Consider the following 20,304-nt stretch of genomic DNA (forward strand, 5'->3'; position numbering starts at 1 on the left):
AAATACGCTGCTTCCTCTAAGGTGGCGGGGCCTGGCAGGGGCGTCGACCGCTGGGTGATGCGAAATCACACAAGCAATAGATGGTTTCGCTAGGGACTTGGTAATGATAAGCAAGCTTAGGCGATCGATACTTACTTAGATTTTAACCCTTTTTTTGGTGCCCGGTTGAATTACGCTGGCATATTTAACGCCGCGATTTCCTTGGATGGCGGGGGTTCCCACTCGCCCTCCGACGTCCATGTCGATTCCTTTACGGGCAAGCCTTTTATCGCGAAGGCGCAGGGTCACGTGCCTGATGGTGCGTTCGTTGTTCCCGATCCAAACCTGATCTTCAACGGCGAGTACAAGCGCGCAGGCAGCGATCTCGTGCTGTCCCACGACGGTCACGAGTTTATCGTTCACGATTATTTCAGGGGCGACAAGCGCGCGGCGCTCTCGTCGCCGGATGGCGCACACCTCAGCGGCGACATCGTCAACGCGCTCACGGGCCACGTCGAATATGCGCAGGCCGCGTCCGGCATTGCCGCCGCCCAGGTCATCGGCCACGTCACCAAGCTGTCCGGCAGCGCGACCGCGGTCCGCAACGGAGTCTCCATCATCCTGAACAACGGCGACAACGTCGAGAAGGGCGACGTGGTCTCGACCGGCGGCGACTCGACGCTCGGCATCACCTTCATCGACGGTACGGTGTTCGGCCTGTCCTCCAATGCGCGGATGGTGCTGAACGAGATGGTCTACGACCCCAACGGGTCGAACAATTCCTCGCTGCTTAGTCTGGTCGCAGGCACCATCACCTTCGTTGCCGGCGAGACCGCCAAGCATGGCGACATGAAGATCGACACCCCGGTCGCCACCATGGGCATCCGCGGCACGGCGGTGCTGAGCCAGATCCACTTCGTCGTTCCCGCCGGGGGCGGTGAACCGCAGCCGGAGGCGAGCTTCCAGGTGCTGGTCGAGCCGAACGGCACGACCGGCTCCTACATCCTGTTCGACAAGGTCACGCTGCTGCCGATCGCGACGGTCAACCAGGCCGGCCAGATGATCCAGATCAGCGGCGGCAACGTCTCGATCAGCAATGCGCTGATGTCGCCGGACGTCCAGAAGCTGATCACGGACGTGTTCACGCTGAAGTTCACCGACAACAACACCAACACCAAGCTGACCACGAACTTCACCGATTCGATCACACAGACCAGCTACGATATCTTGCTCAAGACGCCAACCGGCGCCACCGCGATTGCGACCTTCGCGAACCTCAATCCGCAGGGACCGCAGGGCCCCGGCACATCCACGTCGACCAGCAACCGTATTCCCGGCCCGCCCGACGCGCGCACCCTCGATCTCAACGGCAATGTGACGTCGGAATTCGCGCTGACCGAGCGCGCGAACACAACTGGCGACACGACGCATTCCGACACGATCTCCGGCCTGATCACCTTCCTCGACCAGAACCTGGGTGACCGGCCGACGGTGAGCGTGAGCCTCGGCGACGCGCCCAACTACGTCTACAAGGACGCCGGACTGCACGATGTCACCGCATCGCTCACCTCGCTCCAGAAGCAGGACATCGCGGCGACGCTGATCAACATCGACGTGGTCGCCAAGGGCGGCAACACCAACACCGGCTCGGCGGTCTGGACCTACACGATCCCCGACCACGTCTTCGACTTCCTCGCGGCTGGCGAAACGTTGACGCTGACCTACACGGTCCGCATCGCCAACAATTTCACCGTGAGCCCGGACACCGCCACCAGAACGATCACCATCACGATCACCGGCACCAACGACAAGCCGGTGATCACGAGCAGCGTTCCGACCATCACCTTCGAAGGCGGCACCAGCGTGGCGGGTGGCCCGCTCACCAGCGAGGTGCCGACCTCGGGCACGCTGACCTTCAAGGATGTCGACCTCACCGACACCCACACGGTTGCGGTCAAGCTGACAAGCGCGACGCTGCCTGACGGCACCGTGCCGCCAGGCCCGCTGGCGATGTTCCAGAGCGCGATGTCGGCCGCGATCGCGGCCGACGCCGACAGCAAGGGCAGCGGCACCGGCACCATCAACTGGTCGCTGGCCGACCTGCCCGTCTATCTCGCCGACTTCATCCCGAAGGGCGAGGTGCTGACGCTGGTCTACACCGTGACGCTCACGGACGCGCAAGGCGCCACCTCGCAGCAGACCATCACCGTCACGATCACCGGAACGGACGCTGCCGCCGTGGTGTGGATCGCGACCGACAAGGCCGGAGCTCCCTCCGGCGGGTTCTGGAAGGACGCCGCGAACTGGGAAACAGGCACCGTCCCGACGATCGACGACGACGTCATCGTCATCACCGATCAGCTGCACGGGCTGACGCCGTCCTATCCCGTGACGATCGACACTGCGGCCTATGCCAAGTCGATCACGATGAACGATTTCGGCGGCCCGCCGCCGGAGGTGATCAACAAGAGCTTGCTGACGATATCAGGCGCGCTCAACATGAGCGCCGACTCGATCTTCACGAACTCGGCGGCCGGCGTGATGTCGGTCGGCGGCAAGTCCGAGATCCTCGGCACGAGCGTGCTCACCAATGCGGGCTATCTGACGCTCGCGGGCGGCGGCGATTTCGCCAAAGGCACCACGATCACCAATTCGGGCATGATCGAGCTGTCGGGCGGCACGCTGAAGACGCTCGCCTTGATCCACAATGCCGGCGGCACGCTGAAGGCCGATGCCGGCACGAGGCTGATCGTCGACACCGCGACAATCGACGGCGGCACCGTCGCCATTCTGGGCACGCTGGAGCTCGACGGCACCAGCCTGATCGAGAACGGCGCGCTGAACAGTTCCGGCGCGGTCAACGTCAAGGGCACGGTCGAGTTTGCCCACGAGACCGTCTCCAACACCTCCAGCGGCACGGTCAAGGTGCTGGCGAATGGCTGGCTGAGCATTGATCAGGGCTCCGGCGTCACCAACACCGGCAACGTCACCGTCGATGCCAGCGGCAAGCTGACGGTGAACGGGGCAACGATCAGCGGTGCCGGCACGATCGCCAACGACGGCGAGATCGACCTGAACGGCAATGCCATACTGAGCGGCGGCGTGCTGAACAACAACGTCATCTTCAACGTCACCGGTACCGGTAACGCGCTGGATGGCGAGACCGTCACCAATGCCGGCACCATCGAGGTGCTGGTCAATGGCGTGCTCGCGATCGATCAGGGCTCGACGGTGAACAATTCGAGCGGCAGCGTCATTGTCGACGCCACTGCCGCGCTGACGCTCGACAACGCCACGATCAGCGGTGGTGCCATCAACGGCGGCGGCACCATTCACGTCACCGGCGCCAGCAAGATCGACGGCGGGGCTACGCTGAGCGTTAGCGCGGTCACCGCCGATGCCAAGCTGACGCTGGACGGCGTCACGGTGTCGGGTTCGACGATCACCGACAATTCCAGCATCGAGCTCGACAACACCGTCAAGCTCAAGGACGCCGCCAAAATCCAGGGCGGCGCGATCGCCAACAACGGCACGCTCGAGATCGCCGGCGCCGCGACGCTGCTCAACGATGTCCTCACCAACACCGGTCACATCGTCAAGGTCGACGATGGCCAGACGCTGACGCTGTCCGGCACCGAGATCACCGGCGGCACCATCGACAATTACAGCGTGCTGGGCGGCACGATCGACGTCACCGGTGACAGCAAGATCGACGGCAATGCGACCTTGAACAAGGGCGCCGTCGCGATCGAGACCGGCGTCACGCTGACGCTCGACGACGCGACCGTTGCGCGCACCGCGATCACCAATGGCGGCATCGTCAAGGTCGATACCGGCAAGAAGCTGACGCTGGCAGGTGCGAGCCTGACCGGCGGCACGCTCACCGTCGCTGGTACGCTCGCATCCTCCGGCATCACGACGATCACCGGCGCCAATATCTCGAACGGCTATCTGCTCGAATCGACCCTCGGCGGACTGCTGACGCTGGTGGCGACGACTCCCGCCGCAGCCATCACGAACAGCGGCATCATTCGGGCCAACTGCGCCAAGCTCGATATCGACCACGAGACCGTCGCCAACACCGGCACGCTGGCTGCCATCAACACCGGCACGCTGAAGCTGATCTCGGCGACAGTGACCAATACTGGCAGTGGCGCGGTGTCGGTCGAGCCCGGCTCGACGCTCGATCTCGTCGGCGCGATCATCGACGGCGGCACCTTAACAATCGCAGGCACGCTGGAATCGACCGGCGCGAGCGCGATCAACGACGCCGACATCACCAACACCGGCATCATCACCGTCACCGGCGGTACGCTGACGATCGATCCCGGGCTTGCGCATGCCATCATCAATCACGGCCTGATCGCAGCGGTCACGGGCGGTACGCTGAAGCTGACGACCGCCACTATCACTAACACCGGCGCGTCGATCACGGTCGACGGCACCTCGAAACTCTATCTGACCGACGTCTCGATCAACGGCGGTAGCCTGAGCAATGCCGGCAATCTCTACAGCGTCGGCCTCAACACGATCACAGGCAGCGTCACCAACATCGGCACCATCGAAGTCCAGGGCGGCACGCTCAACTTTTCCGGCGGCCTCAATGGCGTCGGCTCGTTGATCATCGACGACACGGCGACGCTTGAGCTCAGCGGCGCGAATGCGCAGACCGTCACCTTCGCCGGCGGCACCGACACGCTTCAGCTCGACAACGTCGCTGGCCAGAGCTTTACCGGCACCATCGCGGGCCAGTCGACGAAGGGCGGCACGTTCACGATCACGGGGGCGGCCGACATCGCCAGCGCAAGCGGCGACGCGCTTGACTTCACCGCGTCGGGCGGCGCGTCTGCCACGCCCGCCAATATCGTTCTCACACCCACCGGCGCGCTGACGGGCGCGGCCAATGGCATCGTCGTCACCCAGAATGGCGCGGGCGCCATCTCGCTGACGGCGACGAAGGACATCTCGGGCCTGAACGGCAACGGCATCACGCTGTGCGACAGCGCAACCGGCGTCGGCGGCATCACGGTCAATAGTCTCACCGGCAAGGCGACCGGCACCGGCGCGAATTCGGTCGGCGTGCTCGTCGAGAATTTGAACGCTGCGAACAACGGTAACATCTCGATCACCCAGCTCGGCGGCGCCGTGGGCGGCGCTTACGGCATCGATGCGCATACCGAGGGCGGTGGCGACATCTCCATCGACATCGGCGGCGCCATCACGGGAAGCTCGACCTACGGCATCCGGTCGCGCAGCTACGGCGCCGGCGACCAGACCGTCACGACCGAGGCCGGCAGCGTCGTCACCTCGGGCAGCTCCGGCATCGTCGCTGTCAATCGAGCGATCTCGCTGGGCGCTGCATCCGACAGCACCATTACTATCAACGCCTACGGCACGATCAACTCCGGCAGCAGCCCGAACCTGAGCGGCAATTCACCGGGCGGCATTGAAGCAGGCTACACCGGCGCCACGAACGGCACCGGCGCCAACACCGCTGTTAACGGCACGGTCGTCGTCAACAACCACGCCAATGTCACCGCCGCGGCCGGTTACGGCATCAATGCCTATAATTGCGGGAATGGCGACGTCACGGTGAACAGCTTTGCCGGCACGACCATCTCCGTGTTCGGTTCCCAGAGCATGGGCATCAACGCCTCCGCACTAAGCGGCGGTACCGGCGACATCACGGTCACGCTCGGCGCGAATGTCACGATTTCGGGTGCGACGAGCTACGGCATCAGGGCCTTCAGCATCGACGCGGGCGACATCAGCGTCATCCTGGCGAACGGCGACAAAATCACATCCGGCAGCGCCGGCATCGTGGCGGTCAACTACGCGGCTGCGATCGCAGACAATGTCGACAGCACGATCTCCGTCAAGGCGCATGGCACGATCCATTCCGGCTCGACCCTGAACAGCGACGGCACCACGCCGGGCGGGATCATCGCCGGCTACAAGCCGGGCGGCAACTCCACGTACTCCAGCGCGGTCAAGGGCGACGTCAGCGTCGACAGCGACGCGACGATCACCGCAGACGCCGGCTACGGCATTGAGGCGTTCACCTGGGCTGACGGCAACGTCACGGTCACGACCGGCGCGCTTTCGTCGATCACCGCCGCAGGCACTGCGATCGGCGCCTTCAACAATGGCGGCGGCGACGTCAGCGTCACCAACGAGGGTTCCGCCACCGGCACAGTCGGCCTTGCCGCCGTTGCCCTCGGCACCGGCGACATCACCATCGTCAATGACGGTAGCATCACCAGCACGAGCCTGGCCGGCATCAGCGTCACGCAGAACGGGGCCGGCGCAACCGGCTCGACCCATATCACCAATACCGGATCGATCGTGGCCCCGACCGCGCACGCGGCGATCTATATCCAGGAGAATACGACGGGCTCTGCGTTGATTGAAAATTCCGGCACCATCGGGCCGGACGCCTCCACCGTGACCTCGACGACCTACGCCATCGTCGAAACCGGTGGCGCCATCGAGATCAACAACACCGGCCACATCAACGGCAATATTTCGGTCGCCACCGCCACGTTCAACAACGAGTCGAGCGGCACCTGGACCGTTGCGGGCACCAGCGTGTTCGGCAATCTGTCCTCGATCGTCAACGATGGTGTCATCGATCTGCACGGCGGTTCGATTTCCGGGACCCTGCTGAGCATCACCAATTCGCACGAGATCGATAGCTGGGGCACGGCGTCGATCTCCGGCACCATCGCCAATACCGGCACCATCGAGGTCCATAACGGGGCGCTGACGCTGTTCGGCTGTCTGTCCGGCACGGGCTCGGTCACCGTCGATGCCGGCGCGCTGCTCGAGGTCAAGGACGCGGTGTCGCAAATGATCACGCTGGCCGGCGACGGCGCCGAACTTCAGATCGACACGTCGATCTTTGGCGGGACGATCGCCGGGTTGTCCGCGAACGACAAGATCGACCTGTCGAGCATTGTTTATGATGACGGCACGTCGGCGACCTATAACGCCACGACCGGCAAACTCGTTGTGAGCGACGCCTATCACCATACGATTACGTTGCAGCTCACCGGCGCTGACTACAGCGGTGCACATTTCGCCGGCAGCAGTGACGGCCACGGCGGCACGCTGATCACGTTCAACCCACCCGACGATGCGCCGGCCTTCACCGCGGCCGGGGCGACACTGACCGCAACCGTCCCCGAGCTTGAGAGCACCACCGGTTCCTCGACGCTTGACCCGACGCCGACTGCCGCGGCCGGCTCGTTCGGCTTCAAGGACGTCGATCTCACCGACCGGCCAAGCGCTTTCATCACGGGTCAGACGGCGAGTTGGACAGGCGCCGATCACACCACCAACCTCTCTGGGTTCCTCACGACGGACCAGATCGACGCGCTCGAGCACGCTCTGTCGCTCCAGACCACCGGCAACAACAACGGTACGGTCGGCTGGAGCTATTCGATCGCCGACAGCACGCTGGACTTCCTCGGCAAGGACCAGACCGTTCAGGTTCTCTCCACCATCACGCTCAACGACGGCCACAAGACCGACACGGCGCAGGTCACCGTGACGATCACCGGTGCGAACGACGCGCCCGTGCTCAATGTCGACCAGCTCAGCGTCACACAAGTGGACGATCAGGTGACAGTCCACGGCCTGTCGATCGCCGATCCCGATAACAACGATGCTTTCACGATCGCTGCCACCACGACATCGGGCGCCAGTGTGATCCCCTCATCGGGATCCGGCTCCCTGACCACCATCAATTCGGCACTCCAGGCGCTGACCTATACCGAGGCAAGCAGCGGCGGGCCTGCGACGGACAAGATTGCGGTCACTGTGACCGACGCGCAGGGCGCCATCGACAAGGTCAATCTGATCTTCAATCTGACTGAAACGGCGGTCAGCCTCACCGGTACGCCCGAGAAGGACGTGTTCTTCGGGACCGTCTATCAGGACCAGTTCGTGTTTGCGGCCAATTCCAACCACGATACGATCGTGAACTTCACCTCCGGAACGGATCATATTGACCTGACGGCGCTCGGGACGATCAGCGACATCGGGGCCTGGATGAATCAACATGTGGCGGCGTCTGGCACCACGGACACCCTGATCACGTTTGATGCGGCAGATACGATCCTCCTGAAAGGCGTCAGCAGCCTTCAGGCGAGCGACATACTCCATGCCTAACGGCTACTGAGACACTGCGGCCGTGGTCCGTCCGATCGTAGCTGCCACCGGCTGCGGAAGCGTGATATTCAGCTAGCATGAAACGTCTCAAAATCCTGCGGCGGTGGTTTACGCGGAAGTTCGGGTTTGCGCGGCTGATGTGCCTTGGGCTGCTGGTCGTGTTTGCCGGCGCTCGGCTCTGGGATCCGCCGCCGATCCAGGAATTGCGGCTGCGCACCTTCGATATGTTTCAGTTGATCGATCCGCGCCACAAGACGGCGCGGCCGGTCACCATCGTCGACATCGACGACAAGAGCCTCGCCAAGCTCGGCCAGTGGCCGTGGCCGCGGACGCGGATCGCCGATTTGATCCAGAACCTCACCAATAACGGCGCGATCGCGATCGGCTTCGACGTGGTGTTCTCGGAGGCCGACCGGCTCAACCCGGATATCGTCGCGAGCCAGATGCGCGATCTGGACGATGCCACCCGCGCCAAGCTGCGCGAGCTGCCGAGCAACGACCAGATCCTGTCCGAAGCGATCAAGCGCTCGCGCGTGGTGCTGGGCGAGACCGGGCAGCACGCCATATCCTCCGAGGTCGACAAGTCGCTGCCCTTCACCGGCGTCGCGACGGTCGGTGAGGAGGGCGCCGAACGCTTCCTGTTCGAATTCCCGGGCCTCCTGCGCAACGTGCCCGTCATCGAGAAGGTCGCTGCCGGCCGCGGCCTGTTCTCGATCAGGACCGAGCGCGACGGCCTGATCCGTCGCGTGCCAATGATCATGCGCGCCCAGGGCATGGTCATGCCCTCGCTCAGCCTCGAGATTCTGCGCGTCGTCACGGGCACGCCGACGCTGCTTGTCAGGACCGACAAGACCGGCGTCCGAGCCGTGCGTCTCAAGGGCGTGGAGATTCCGACCGACAGGAACGGTCAGCTGTGGGTGCACTATGCCCGCCAGGATCCCTCGATCTACGTCTCGGCCGCCGACGTGCTCGACAACACGGTGCCGCCGGGCAAGTTCTCCGGCAAGCTGGTGCTGGTCGGCACTTCCGCGGTCGGACTGAACGACATCAAGACCACGCCGGTGTCCTCGACCATGCCGGGCGTCGAGATCCATGCGCAGGTGCTCGAAAGCGTGCTGAGCGGCGCGGTGATCTCGCAGCCGAACTATGCGCTTGGCGTCGAGCTGCTCGCGGCGCTCGTGATCGGAATTCTGGTCATCATCTTCACGCCGAATCTCGGACCGGTTCGCCTCGTGCTTGCGGGTGCGACGTTCGCCGCGATCCTGATCGGCGTGTCCTGGTTCTTCTATGCGCAATATCGCTATCTTATCGACTTCACCTATCCGCTGCTCTCGACCACGGCGATCTATTTGACGCTGATCTTCGCCAGCTTCGTGCGTGAACAGCGGCAGCGCGTGCAGATCCGCGGCATGTTCGCGCAATACATGTCGCCGGTTCTGGTCGAGCAGCTCGCCCAGTCGCCGGAAAAGCTCGTGCTGGGCGGCGAGGAGCGCGAGATGACGATCATGTTCTCCGACGTGCGCGGCTTCACCACCATATCGGAAACCTACAAGCACGATCCGCAAGGGCTCATCGCGCTCATGAACCGCTTCCTGACGCCGCTGACCGACGTGATCATCGATCAGAAGGGCTATATCGACAAATATATGGGCGACGCCATCATGGCGTTCTGGAACGCGCCGCTCGACGATGCCGCGCACGAGGTCAACGCCTGCGAGGCCGCGATCCAGATGCTCGAGAAGATCGACGCGGTGAACAAGGACCGCGAGCAGGAAGCCGCCGATGGCGGCCACGTCTACATCCCGCTCAATGTCGGTATCGGTCTCAACACCGGCATCGGCGTGGTCGGCAACATGGGCTCCGACCTGAAGAAGAACTATTCGGTGCTCGGCGACAGCGTGAACCTGGCCTCGCGCCTGGAAGGTCAGTCGAAAGAGTACGGCTTTCCCATCATCGTCGGCTCGAGGACCGCGCTCGCCGCCAAGGACAAGTTCGCAATCCTCGAGCTCGACTTCATCATGGTCAAGGGCAAGACCGAGCCGGAAGTGATCTACGCCATCGCCGGCCGCGGCGACGTGTTGCATTCTGGACCGTTCCAGCGCCTGCGCAACGTCACCATCGAAATGCTTGCCTGCTATCGCGGCCGCGACTGGCAGGGCGCGCTGGATGCGATCGAGCGCGGTCGTCGCAGCGAGGATGCCGACACGCTGGAAAAGCTGTTCGGGCTGTACGAAGCCCGCATCAAGGATTTCCAGATCAACCCGCCGGCGGAGGGCTGGACCGGGGCGTATGCGCTGCTGACGAAGTAAGGGGGGCGAGAGGCTCTCGCTGCCGCCCAACAAGAGGTGTCGTCCTGGCGTTCGCCAGGACGACGGCAGAGGGTTGAGCTGCCGTCTCACTCCACCCCGATCGTCGTCAGATCCTGGAACCAGTGCTGCGCTTGCACGAACTGCTTGATCTTGGGCGACAGTGCATGCGGGTTGGTGTCGTGGACCACCCACACCAGCGTGGCGTCGTCGACGATCAGCGCATGCGCCTGGGCCAGCAGATCGTCCTGCTTGGCGGCATCGAAGGTCTGCTTGGCCTCGTCGATCAGCGCGTCGACCTTCGGGTTCTTGTAGCCGCCCCAGTTGACGCCGACCGGCGCGATCTGGCTCGAATGGAAGAAGCGGACGATGGCGTAAAGGGGATCCGAGGTGACGTAGGCGATGTTGTTGGCGGTGATGCCGGCGTTGATCTCGTCGGCCGCGCCCTTGCGCCAATGCGTATAGAGCGTCTCGAGCTCGACCACCTTGAAATCGATGTCGATGCCGATCTCCTTGAAGCTCTGCTGCAAAAATTCGTTCATCGGCAGCGACAGCATCTGGCCGGTGCCGCCTTGTGCGATGATGAAGGTGGCCTTCAGCGGCTTCGCCTTGGAGTAGCCGGCTTCCTCGACCAGCTTCTTCGCCGCGGCAACATCGTATTTCAGCTCGAAGCTCGGCTTGCCGAACCAGGGGCTGGACGGATCGACCTGGCCCTTGGCGGGCTTCGCGAGGCCGTTCATCAGGCCGACCACTGCCTCGCGATCGATCGCGAGGTTGAGCGCCTTGCGCAGGCGGATGTCGGTCCAGGGCGAGCCCGGCAGCACGCTCAGATGATAATTCCAGACATGCGGCGTGACGTTGTCGACGAGCTTCATGCCGGCAGCCTTGAGCTGCGGCACGGCGTCCGGCGCCGGCGTCTCGATCAGGTCCACCTGGCCGGCGAGCAGTGCATTGGTGCGCGTCAGCGCTTCCGGCATCGGCACCAGCACGAGCTTGTCGACCTTGGGAATGCGCTTCTTGTTCCAGTAATCCGGATTCTTCGTGAGCTCGGCGAGCTCGCGCGGCACCAGTTTCGTCAGTTTGAATGGGCCGGTCCCGGAGGGCTGGCTCGCGAACTTGTCCCAATCCTTGCCGAGCTTGTCGTATTGCGCGGGGCTCGACACAAGAAACCAGAGCATCTGGTAGGGAAAGAAGGAATCGACCGTCTTGGTGGTGATCTCCACCGTGGAATCGTCGATCTTGGTGTAGCTTGCGACCGAGGGCAGGCGGGTCTTCACCTGCGCGCTTTGCCGCTTGTCGAATTGCGGCGCCTTGTCGTTGAGCACCTTGTCCAGATTCCAGATCACCGCATCGGCATCGAACTCGCTGCCGTCGTGAAACTTCACGCCCTTGCGCAAGGTGAAGCGCCACTTGGTCTTGTTCGCGTCGTCGACTTTCCACTCCGTGGCCAGTCCCGGCACCAGCTTGCCGGGCCGGTCGGCGACGTCCATCTCCCAGGCCACCAAGGGGTCGTAGATCGTGTAGGCCGTGAACTGATAGGCGCCAGCGCCGCGGTCGGGCTGGCCTGTCGTCAGCGGAATATCCGCCATGGAGATGCCGTAGCGCACCACCGTTTCGGCACGCGCCGAAATTGCGGAAAACGCCAGCGCAAGCACGGCGAGACAGGTCGGTAGTCGGATACGCATGGCCCATAGCTCCCAGGGAGAAATCGGGACCAAACTTGCAATCTTGATGCCAGAATAGGCAGCGGGGTGCCCTCGCCGACGTCCGATCACAAGGACTTGTCGTCGCAGGGGCAATTCGCAGAATAAGTTTCCCCATTGGCACAGCCATTGCATACGATTGCATCAAAATTAGTCATCGAAAGACGAAGAGGATTGAGTCGATGCTTATCAAGAAGACTACGCGCGCGGCACTGATTGCGGCGCTGGCCCTGACGAGTGCGGCAGCGTGGCCGCGCGTGGCCAGTGCCGACACTGTGCTGCGGATCGGCATGACCGCTGCCGATATTCCGCGCACGCTGGGCCAGCCCGATCAGGGATTTGAAGGCAACCGCTTCACCGGCCTCACCATGTATGACGCGCTCACCGGCTGGGACTTGTCCTCCGCCGACAAGGCGAGCGTGGTGATCCCCGGCCTTGCCACCGAGTGGAAGGTCGACGACGCCGACAAGACCAAATGGACATTCAAGCTGCGCCCCGGCGTCACCTTCCATGACGGCTCGCCGTTCAACGCCGATGCCGTGGTGTGGAACGTCGAGAAGGTGCTGAAGCAGGACGCGCCGCAATTCGACGCCAGCCAGGTCGGCGTTACGGCGTCGCGCATGCCGACGCTGGCGTCCGCGAAGAAGATCGACGACATGACGGTCGAACTCACCACCAAGGAGCCCGACAGCTTCCTGCCGATCAACCTCACCAACCTGTTCATGGCGAGCCCGGCGAAGTGGCAGGCCTTCTACGACAAGGCGGAAGGCGCCGACGCCAAGGCGAAGTCGCAGGCCGCATGGACCGCCTTTGCCAAGGACGCCGCGGGCACCGGCCCATGGAAGATGGCGGCCTTCACCCCGCGCGAGCGGCTCGAACTGATCAAGAACGCGAGCTATTGGGACAAGGCGCGCGTGCCCAAGGTCGACAAGATGGTGCTGTTGCCGATGCCGGAAGCGAATGCACGCACCGCGGCGCTGCTCTCCGGACAGGTCGATTGGATCGAGGCGCCGGCGCCGGACGCGCTGCCTGAATTGAAGCAGCGCGGCTTCAAGCTTTACGCCAACGAGCAGCCGCATGTCTGGCCGTGGCAGTTCTCGCGTGTCGAAGGCTCGCCCTGGAACGATATCCGCGTGCGCAAGGCGGCAAACCTCTGCATCGACCGCGAAGGTCTCAAGGACGGTCTGCTTGCAGGGTTGATGGTGCCCGCGACCGGCACTTTTGAGCCCGGCCATCCCTGGCGCGGAAAGCCGACCTTCGAGATCAAGTATGACAAGGCTGCCGCGCAGAAGCTGATGCAGGAGGCAGGCTTCGGTCCGAACAAGAAGCTGACGGTCAAGACCCAGACCTCGGCGTCCGGCTCGGGCCAGATGCAGCCGCTGCCGATGAACGAATATATCCAGCAGGCACTGGCCGAATGCTATTTCGACGTGCAGCTCGACGTCATCGAATGGAACACGCTGTTCACCAACTGGCGCCGCGGCGCCAAGGATCCCAGCGCCAATAGCTCGAATGCCACCAACGTCACCTATGCGGCGATGGATCCGTTCTTCGCCCTGGTGCGCTTCCTGCAATCGGGCATGGCGCCGCCGGTCTCGAACAATTGGGGCTTTATCAACAATCCCAAGTTCGATGAACTGGTGAAGAAGGCGCGGCAAACCTTCGATCCCGCCGCGCGTGACGCCGCGCTCGCCGAACTGCACGCGGCCTCTGTCGACGACGCCGCCTTCCTCTACGTCGCCCACGACGTCGGCCCCCGCGCCATCAGCCCGAAGGTGACAGGCGTCGTGCAGCCGAAGAGCTGGTTCATCGACTTCTCGCTGGTGTCGATTCAGTAGCAACGTACTCGCTGTACCCTCTCCCCTCGCGGGAGAGGGTGGCTTCGCTTTAGCGAAGCCGGGTGAGGGGTCTCTCTCCGCGAATGCGGACCTCTCAACGCAGTATCATCCGCGGAAACAAACCCCTCATCCGGCGCCGTAGCCGAAGCTCTGCTTCGGCGTCGTCTTAAAAAAAAGGCCTGAGGCGGCCTATGCCACCTTCTCCCACAAGGGGAGAAAGGAAGAAAAGAAACAAAGTGCTGGCCTATATCACCAGACGCATCGTCTACGTCGTCCCGATCGTCATCAGCGTCGCGCTGGTGTGCTTTCTGCTTGTGCACATCACGCCGGGCGATCCGCTCGTCGCGGTGCTGCCGGCCGATGCGTCGCAGGAGCTTGCCGCACAACTCCGCGCCGCCTACGGTTTTGACCGCCCGCTGCCAGTGCAGTTCGGCCTGTGGCTGATGCGCGCGCTGCATGGCGATCTCGGCAATTCCATCGCCAGCGGGCGTCCCGTGCTTGCCGAGGTCATGCGCGCGGTCAGCAACACCGTCACGCTGGCGGTTGCGGCCGCCATCATCGGCTTCACCATGGGCATCCTGCTCGGCCTGATCGCCGGCTATTTCCACGAGACCTGGGTCGACAAGCTGGCGACGTCCTTTGCCATCGCAGGGGTTTCGGTGCCGCATTATTGGCTCGGCATGGTGCTCGTCATCATCTTCTCGGTCCAGCTGAACTGGCTGCCCGCGGTCGGCGCCGGGCCCGGCGGCTCCACCGCCTGGGCCTGGGACTGGGAGCATCTCAAATATCTCGTGCTGCCGGCGATCACGACCTCGGTGATCCCGATGGGCATCGTCACCCGCACCGTGCGCGCGCTGACCGGCGATATCCTCAGCCAGGATTTTGTCGAGGCGCTGCGTGCAAAAGGCCTGCATGAGCGCGGTGTGTTCCGCCACGTCATCAAGAACGCCGCGCCCACCGCGCTCGCGGTGATGGGGCTTCAACTGGGTTACATGCTCGGCGGCTCGATCCTGATCGAGACCGTGTTCTCCTGGCCGGGCTCGGGCTTCCTGCTCAACTCCGCGATCTTCCAGCGCGACCTGCCGCTGCTGCAGGGCACGATCCTGATCCTGGCGCTGTTCTTCGTCTTTCTCAATCTGCTGGTCGACATCGCGCAAGCCGCGATCGATCCGCGCATCAAGCGGGGCTAGCGATGAGCGAGGCTAGAGCCGCGAAAAAGGTGCGCTCCCTCCCCCGCCTGCGGGGGAGGGCTGGGGAGAGGGTGTCTCCTCAATCGAGAGCCTCCAAGAGGACAAAGCCCTCACCCGGCGCTGCGCGCCGACCTCTCCCGCACGCGGGAGAGGTGCACCGCCGCCTTGACGGGCATCGAATCCCTCGATGCATAACGGAGACTCGCCGATGAGCGAGCTTCCGTTGTCCGTTACAGGCGATGCGGCGCTCCAGGCCGCGCCCGCGACCAAGGCGCGCGGCTATTGGGCGACCGTCGGCCGCCGCATCCGGCGCGACAAGGTCAGCATGGTCTGCGCGCTGGTGCTGCTGTTGATCTTCCTGTCTGCGATCGTTGCGCCGTGGCTCGGTCTGGAAGATCCCTACAAGGGCTCGATGATCCGGCGCCTGCGCCACATCGGCACATCAGGCTACCCGCTCGGCGCCGACGAGCTCGGTCGCGATATGCTGGCGCGGCTGATCTATGGCGGGCGGCTGTCGCTCCTCATCGGCATTTTGCCGGTGATCCTCGCCTTCTGCATCGGCACCTCGCTCGGCCTCGTCGCCGGCTATGTCGGCGGCAAGCTCAACACCGCGATCATGCGCACGATCGACGTGTTCTACGCGTTTCCGTCCGTGCTGCTGGCGATTGCGATCTCCGGCGCACTCGGAGCCGGCATCCTCAATTCCATCGTGTCGTTGACCGTCGTGTTCGTGCCGCAGATCACACGCGTCGCCGAAAGCGTCACGACAGGCGTGCGCAACATGGACTTCGTCGACGCCGCGCGTGCCTCCGGTGCCGGTCCATTCACCATCATGCGCGTACATATCCTCGGCAATGTGCTCGGTTCGATCTTCGTCTATGCCACCAGCCTGATTTCGGTCTCGATGATCCTAGCGGCAGGCCTCTCATTCCTCGGCCTCGGCACCAAGCCGCCGGAGCCGGAATGGGGCCTGATGCTGAACACCTTGCGCACCGCGATCTACGTCAACCCCTGGGTCGCCGCGCTCCCCGGTGCGATGATCTTCGCGGTCTCGATCTGCTTCAACCTGCTCTCGGACGGCCTGCGTAGCGCCATGGACATCAGGAACTAGCCATGAGCGAAACCAACGCTTCCGTCTTGATGCTGGAACCGGTCGAGGACCGCGGCGGCGTCGCGCAGCCGCTGCTTCAGGTCAATGGCCTCACCAAGCATTTTCCGGTTCGTGGCGGATTGTTCGCCGCAAAGCGCACCGTGCGCGCGGTGGACAACGTCTCCTTCTCCGTCGCCAAGGGCGAGACCGTCGGCATCGTCGGTGAATCCGGCTGCGGCAAGTCGACCACCGCGCGGCTGCTCATGCACCTGATGCCGCGCGATACCGGCGACATCATCTATGACGGCATGAGTGTCGGGCAGTCGCTAAGCTTGCGCGAACTGCGCCGCGGCATGCAGATGGTGTTCCAGGATTCCTACGCCTCGCTCAATCCGCGCCTGACCATCGAGGAATCGATCGCCTTCGGCCCGAAGGTGCACGGCATGGCGGACGGCGCTGCGCGTGCGTTGGCGCGCGAGCTGCTGGGCAAGGTGGGGCTGGTCCCTGCAAATTTCGCCAATCGCTACCCGCACGAGATCTCTGGCGGCCAGCGCCAGCGCATCAACATCGCACGTGCGCTGGCGCTGTCGCCGCGGCTGGTGATCCTCGATGAAGCGGTCTCCGCGCTCGACAAGTCCGTCGAGGCGCAGGTGCTCAATTTGCTCGCCGATCTCAAGAGCGAGTTTGGGCTGACCTATCTCTTCATCAGCCACGACCTCAACGTCGTCCGCTACATCAGCGATCGCGTGCTGGTGATGTATCTCGGCGAGGTCGTCGAGCTCGGTCCGGTCGACCGGGTGTGGGACAGGCCCGCGCATCCCTATACGCGTGCGCTGCTGGCCGCGATGCCGTCCTCCGATCCTGATAGCCGAACCGAGACGCCGCCGATCACGGGCGATCCGCCCAATCCGATCGATCCGCCGTCGGGCTGCCGCTTTCATACCCGTTGTCCGTTTGCGGAGCCGCTCTGCGCAAATGCGACACCAAAGCTCACCGCGCTCGATACAATGGGCCACGAGGCCGCGTGCTACATGGCGATCCCGGGTTCAGGCCATAGCCGCTCGCCGAAGGAGGAAACCGCATGACGAGACCGACGACAAAAGAGATCAAGGCGACGGCGCAGGTCGCGGGCGTTCCCGTCGACGACGAGATCGCGACGCGCATCTCCAATTCCATCGGGCCTGCTTTTGAAGGCTTTGCGGCCATCGCCGGCACGTTGCCGTTCGACCTCGAGCCCGCGCTGTATCCGATCGCGCAGACGCAGAAGGTGTCGAAATGAGTGCCGACCCTGCATTGATGACGCTCGCCGAGGTCGCGCGTGCGATCGCGATGAAGCAGGTGTCCTCGCATGAGGTCACGCGCGCGCTGTTGCAGCGCATCGCGCAATGGCAGCCGCATCTCAACGCCTTCATGTCGATCGAATCGGAGGCCGCGCTGAAGGCCGCCGACGCTGCTGACGCCGAACTCGCCAAAGGCGAAGTCCGCGGGCCGCTGCATGGCGTGCCGCTCGCGCACAAGGACATGTATTACGACGCCGGCCACGTCGCGACCTGCGGCTCGCTGATCCGTCGCGATTTCGTACCGACGGTGACCTCTACCGCCTTGCAGCGCCTGAAGGACGCCGGCCAGGTCCGCCTTGGCACGCTGCATCTGGCGGAGTTCGCCTATGGGCCGACCGGCCACAACGCCCATTACGGTCCGGTGCGCAATCCCTGGAACGTCGCGCATATCACCGGTGGCTCGTCGTCGGGCTCCGGCTCGGCGGTCGCGGCGCGGTTGACCTATGCGGCGCTGGGCTCCGACACCGGCGGCTCGATCCGCATGCCGGCGCATTTCTGCGGCGTCACCGGGCTGAAGACCACCGTCGGCCGCGTCAGCCGCGCCGGCGCGATGCCGCTGTCGCAGTCGCTCGACACGGTCGGCCCGCTTGCCCGCACCGCGGAGGACTGCGCGCTGCTGCTGGCATTGATGGCCGGCCCTGATCCCCAAGATTCGACCTGCAGCCAACAGCCGCTTTCCGACTATGTCGGCGCGACCAAGGGCTCGCTGAAAGGTCTCAAAATCGGCGTCCCTTCGTCCTTCTATGTCGACGATCTCGACAGCGAGGTCGCGCGCGTGCTCGACGAGACCATCGCCGTTCTCAAGCGCGAGGGCGCCGACATCGTCACAGTCGAGCTGCCGGACCAGCGGCAATTGTCCGCGGCAAGCCAGCTCGTGCTCGCAGCCGAAGCGGCCGCGTTTCACAAGCGCTGGATGATCGAGCGTCCCCAGGACTATGGCCCGCAGGTCCTGATGCGGCTTCAGAACGGTCTTGCCGTTCCCGCCATCACCTATCTCGAGGCAATGCGCTGGCGCGGCCCGGCGCTCGCCGCGCACAATGCGGCGACCGCAGGCGTTGACGCGATTATCGCACCGGCTTCTCCGGTGCCGGCGCCGACGATCGAGGAGAGCGACGTCGGCGGCGGACCGAACGCGCCGGCGCTGTTGCAGCGGCTGACGCTGTTCACCCGTCCGGTGAACTTTCTCGGCCTGCCGTCGCTCACCGTGCCCTCAGGCTTCACCAAGAGCGGTCTTCCGATTGGCATGCAGCTGATCGGCCGCTCCTTCGACGAGGCGACCTTGCTCACCATCGGCGCGGCATTCCAGCGCGTCACCGACTATCACGATAGGTTGCCGAAACTTCCGTCATGACAAAGCTCGTCGATATCTCAGGCCTCAACATCCGCTTTACCGGGGAACGCACGGTCTATGCCGTGAACGATCTCAGTCTCTCGCTCGGCGATGGCGAGGTGCTGGGCCTGCTCGGCGAGTCCGGTTCGGGCAAAAGCGTGACCTTGCGCGCGCTGATGCGGCTGTTGCCGAAGAAGCGCACGCAGATCACGGGCAAGGTCAACGTCATGGGCCGCGACGTGCTCGCGATGAACGACGAGCAGCTGTCGTCATTCCGCGGACAGACCGTGTCGATGATCTTCCAGGAGCCCGCGCTCGCGCTTGATCCGGTCTACACCATTGGCGCGCAGATCGCCGAAAGCGTCGTGCGGCACGAGGGCAAAAGCTATGCGGAGGGACGCGCGAGAGCACTCGACATGCTCGAGGTCGTGCGCATTCCTTCCGCCAAGCGTCGTCTCGATGCCTATCCGCACGAGATGTCCGGCGGCATGCGACAGCGCGCGATGATCGCGTTGGCGCTCGCCTGCCGGCCGAAGATCCTGCTGGCGGACGAGCCGACCACGGCGCTCGACGCCACCGTGCAGATCCAGATCCTGCTGCTGCTACGCGAGCTGCAGCGTGAATTCGGCATGTCCGTCATCTTCGTCACCCACGACATCGGCGTCGCCATCGAGATCTGCGACCGCGTCGCGGTGATGTATGCCGGCCAGATCGTGGAGCAGGGCACGCTTCGCGACATCGTCCGTTCGCCGGTACATCCCTATGCCAAGGGACTGCTCGCCTCCACCATCCACGGCGCCAAGCGGGGGCAGCGGCTTGAAACCATCCCCGGCACGCCGCCCTCGCTGGCTGAAAAGCCCAACACCTGCTCTTTCGCCCCCCGCTGCGCCGTGGCCCAGCCTCGCTGCCTGGAGCAACTGCCCGCGAATGTGGAAGTGGGAGCGGGCAGGGCGGCTAGGTGTGTGCTGGCGGAGCCGGTCACCGCGCTGTCCTAATATTTGGACCAGGGAACGGGGAACAGCATTCACACCTCATTCATTCCGGTTCCGGTTCCATGGGGCCGTTCACGGAGAGGGACCTCGCTTATGCACATTTCCAACGAAGGCCTGCTTGTCATCCTGTTCGTCGGCCTGGTTGCCGGTTGGCTGGCGGGCAAGGTGGTGCGCGGAACCGGGTTCGGCATCATCGGCGACATCGTGGTCGGCATCGCCGGCGCGCTAGTCGCAAGCTTCCTGTTCCCGAAGCTCGGCATTCACATCGGCACCGGGCTGATATCCGAAATCGTCTATTCCGCGATCGGCGCTGTCATCCTGCTGCTGGTGGTGCGACTGGTACGCGGCGGCGGCCGGTTCTAAT

The 20,304-nt window shown here is 64.0% G+C and carries 11 protein-coding genes; 10 read left to right on the forward strand and 1 reads right to left on the reverse strand.

What is annotated here, in order from left to right; translation table 11 throughout:
* Positions 1-165: 165 nt before the first annotated feature.
* Together IVB27_RS42540 and IVB27_RS42545 are read left to right on the forward strand one after the other, a co-directional pair.
* Complete coding sequence (locus tag IVB27_RS42540) at positions 166-8,151, forward strand: VCBS domain-containing protein (protein WP_249811869.1); 7,986 nt, start codon at positions 166-168, stop codon at positions 8,149-8,151.
* 77 nt (positions 8,152-8,228) lie between these two features.
* Positions 8,229-10,460, forward strand: a complete 2,232-nt coding sequence (locus IVB27_RS42545; protein ID WP_247448442.1) for a CHASE2 domain-containing protein — start codon at positions 8,229-8,231, stop codon at positions 10,458-10,460.
* Positions 10,461-10,546: 86 nt separating this feature from the next.
* Here IVB27_RS42545 and IVB27_RS42550 read toward each other — a convergent pair whose 3' ends face one another.
* Complete coding sequence (locus IVB27_RS42550) at positions 10,547-12,142, reverse strand: ABC transporter substrate-binding protein (protein ID WP_247448443.1); 1,596 nt, start codon at positions 12,140-12,142, stop codon at positions 10,547-10,549.
* A gap of 200 nt (positions 12,143-12,342) precedes the next feature.
* On the opposite strand from IVB27_RS42550, the gene IVB27_RS42555 reads away from it, so the two are divergent.
* The 8 genes from IVB27_RS42555 (at position 12,343) to IVB27_RS42590 (ending at position 20,303) form a co-directional block, all read left to right on the forward strand.
* On the forward strand, positions 12,343-13,998 hold the full coding sequence (locus IVB27_RS42555; protein ID WP_247448444.1) for an ABC transporter substrate-binding protein: 1,656 nt from the start codon (positions 12,343-12,345) through the stop codon (positions 13,996-13,998).
* A gap of 236 nt (positions 13,999-14,234) precedes the next feature.
* A complete protein-coding gene (locus tag IVB27_RS42560; protein ID WP_247448445.1) occupies positions 14,235-15,188 on the forward strand; it encodes an ABC transporter permease in 954 nt (317 codons plus the stop codon).
* Positions 15,189-15,396: 208 nt separating this feature from the next.
* A complete protein-coding gene (locus IVB27_RS42565) occupies positions 15,397-16,299 on the forward strand; it encodes an ABC transporter permease (protein ID WP_247448446.1) in 903 nt (300 codons plus the stop codon).
* Positions 16,300-16,301: 2 nt separating this feature from the next.
* A complete protein-coding gene (locus tag IVB27_RS42570; RefSeq protein ID WP_247448447.1) occupies positions 16,302-17,363 on the forward strand; it encodes an ABC transporter ATP-binding protein in 1,062 nt (353 codons plus the stop codon).
* Entirely contained in the window at positions 17,360-17,557 is a 198-nt protein-coding gene (locus IVB27_RS42575; protein WP_247448448.1) for a hypothetical protein, read from the forward strand. The genes IVB27_RS42570 and IVB27_RS42575 overlap by 4 nt, the downstream gene beginning before the upstream one ends.
* On the forward strand, positions 17,554-18,969 hold the full coding sequence (locus tag IVB27_RS42580; RefSeq protein ID WP_247448449.1) for an amidase: 1,416 nt from the start codon (positions 17,554-17,556) through the stop codon (positions 18,967-18,969). Before IVB27_RS42575 ends, IVB27_RS42580 begins: the two co-directional genes overlap by 4 nt.
* The gene (locus IVB27_RS42585; RefSeq protein ID WP_247448450.1) at positions 18,966-19,943 is read left to right on the forward strand and encodes an ABC transporter ATP-binding protein; all 978 of its coding nucleotides are present in this window, start codon (positions 18,966-18,968) and stop codon (positions 19,941-19,943) included. Before IVB27_RS42580 ends, IVB27_RS42585 begins: the two co-directional genes overlap by 4 nt.
* Before the next feature lie 90 nt (positions 19,944-20,033).
* On the forward strand, positions 20,034-20,303 hold the full coding sequence (locus IVB27_RS42590; protein ID WP_247448451.1) for a GlsB/YeaQ/YmgE family stress response membrane protein: 270 nt from the start codon (positions 20,034-20,036) through the stop codon (positions 20,301-20,303).
* Position 20,304: the final 1 nt, after the last annotated feature.

Origin of the sequence: Bradyrhizobium sp. 197, from assembly GCF_023073375.1 — a bacterium.
Classification (GTDB): Bacteria; Pseudomonadota; Alphaproteobacteria; order Rhizobiales; family Xanthobacteraceae; genus Bradyrhizobium.